A 2,503-nucleotide genomic window follows, 5' to 3' on the forward strand; every position below is an offset into this window, starting at 1 on the left:
GAAGTCCGTAAGGTATTGATATCAGCCAGTGCTCCGGCCATATCGCCTTTCCGTAGCTTGGCTTCGGCTCGCATTAAATAAATTTCACCCAAACGGATCAGGACAATATAAACGCTACTATTAGTACAGCAGTTGGGAGCTGTTCGACTGAATTGATACTTGGAGAAGCGATGACCCGTGTTATGTAAGCTACCCTCCGCGGTAAAATCGACCCCTAATGTGTGATCTACGTACCGGAGGTTAGCCCCGCTGGTTCTTCGGTTGACTACCGGATAGATGCGTACCCCTCCGTCATCGCACGTCAAAATATTGCCCCCCTCGTCTTTTCTAGGCCCCCAGATAATACCGCGGAGTATTCCCCGGTTGATTTCAAATTCATCAGCCGCTACGCAGTAGAAGTGATCCGAGTCATTAGCCGGGGTTACCCCACTAAGATCTTGAAGCTCTTCGGGCACCATGGTGTTTTGTTTAAAGAAGCGGGCATCGGCATCAGCCGGGTCTACGCTACCGTAAGCATCTACCCACGTCTGATAAAAATCAGGGGTAGCCGCCACCGCATCGGTTCCCCGGGTATTGGGGAATTCGGGTCGGGGAACCTGGTCGCCGGATATAGACCAGTAGGCCCACCGGCTGTGTTCGGTTTGGAGTACCCCTCGTTGGTCCAGGGCAAAGATAATCTCAGGGTTGGTATGGTTGTCATCGTTGAACAGATCAAAATATTCCGGAGATAAAGAATAGGGTCCCGCGATCAGATCATCAGTATATTGTAGCACCTTGTCTAGGTCAGCATCCTCAAATTCGGGCGTGCCGTAGGGATCGCGGTACACGGCTGCATTCAGGTACAGGCGGGCCAGCAGTGCCTTTACGGCATCTTGCGTTAAGCGGCCCGGGCCTTGATCGTTGTTCAAGACATCTACTACTGATAAGAGCTCACTTTCAAGGTAGGTAACCGCCTCAGGTCCCCGAAGAATCTCCGACAGTTGGTCTGAGCTTTCCTTTCTAAAGACAAGCCCCCAGTTATCCAAGGCCAGCATATTAAGGTAAGCCTTCATAGCGATCATCTCATTAAGAGCGTTTTGCGCCTGCGCATCGTTGGTGTTGGCTTGCTGGCGTAAGCGCTCTTCCGCAATCACCGCCCGAGAGAGCGATAACGTGATAAACGTCCACGAATCTCCTATTAAGCTATTGCCCGGCGTCATAAGGTGTTGATGGACCGCTATGAACTTACCCCCATCAAACCAGTCCGTACCCCCCCGGTAGGGAAGGATGGCTTCGTCGGAGGCAACTTCCTGAAGCCCGAAATTCACCGTATGCAACCACACCTGGCGTAAAAGTCCGTAAACCGGGGCGATAGACCCACTCACCAGTTCGGCCTGGCCAGTTCCGGTAAGCGATTCATCCAGAATCTCTTCCTCTAAGTCAGTGCAAGCAAGAAAAGTGAACAAGAACAGAAATATCGGTAGGGTTTTGTAAAATCTGAGGTTTTTCATCGTATTGGATATTACAGTGGTGAGTAGTACAATTAGAATGAGACATTCAGGCTGAACAAAAACGTTCTGGCCCTCGGATAGGTAAATCGGTCGATCCCGAAGGTTTGAATGTCGGCTGAAGCAGATCCGGTATTAACCTCAGGGTCAAACCCCGAGTAGTCGGTGATAACGAATAGGTTTTGTCCCGTTAACGCCAGTCGGATCGTTTGAACTACATCCCCCAATCCCAACTTTTCGGTGTTTAGGCTGTACGCAATGGTTGCGTTGTTTAATCGTAAGAATGAGCCGTTCTCCAAATAGCGAGTAGATACCGTATTGGCATTGCTGAGCAATTCATTGGGATACTGAACCGCAAAATCGGTTGTGTTATTCGACCGGGCGAGCAGCGCCTTGTTAAACAGGGTCATGGTCGTATGATTGTAAACCTCGTTACCGGCTACCCCATTGAAGTTCAAACTCAGGTCAAACGATTTGTAGGTAGCATTTACGTAATACGCGTAGATGAAATCGGGAATAGCACTTCCCACCACGCTACGGTCATCGTCTAATACTTCACCGTCGCCGTTGGTATCCACGAAAGTATTCAAGCCGGTGTCGGCATCAATGCCATCAAACTGAAGCATATAGAATGCTCCCAAAGGCTGGTCGTTGACGTATCCGTTAATCGTTGCCCCCGTTTGGCCCGAGCCTTGGGCTGCCCCCGTGGTCAGTACCGAGTAGGGTGAATCTTGCACCCGATTTTGGATGTAGGTAACGTTGCCGCCGATATTATACGAGAAGTCTCGCTGTCCATCGCTTTGGTAGTCCAAGGCCAGCTCAATGCCGTTGTTAAGAATCCGCATGTCGGGGATATTATCCCAGTACAAGGCAGTGGGTTCTACTGGGTCAGCCGGAACAACTTCCAACAGTATATTAGAGGATTCTTTATTGAAGTAATCTATTGTGCCGGTTAAACGGTAGTCGAGGAAGGCGAAATCAACGCCAATATCTATCTGAGAAGATACCTCCCATTG

1 protein-coding gene and 1 pseudogene are annotated in these 2,503 nt (G+C 49.9%); both read right to left on the reverse strand.

Going from position 1 to position 2,503, the window contains the following annotated elements; genetic code table 11:
* Positions 1-1,490: RagB/SusD family nutrient uptake outer membrane protein (locus WBA23_RS25885; protein ID WP_424585173.1), on the reverse strand; the 1,490-nt coding region annotated here is incomplete at its 3' end.
* 32 nt (positions 1,491-1,522) lie between these two features.
* Positions 1,523-2,503: pseudogene (locus tag WBA23_RS25890) on the reverse strand (SusC/RagA family TonB-linked outer membrane protein); the annotation flags it as partial.

Source organism: Tunicatimonas sp. (assembly GCF_049647865.1).
Taxonomy (GTDB): domain Bacteria; phylum Bacteroidota; class Bacteroidia; order Cytophagales; family Cyclobacteriaceae; genus Tunicatimonas.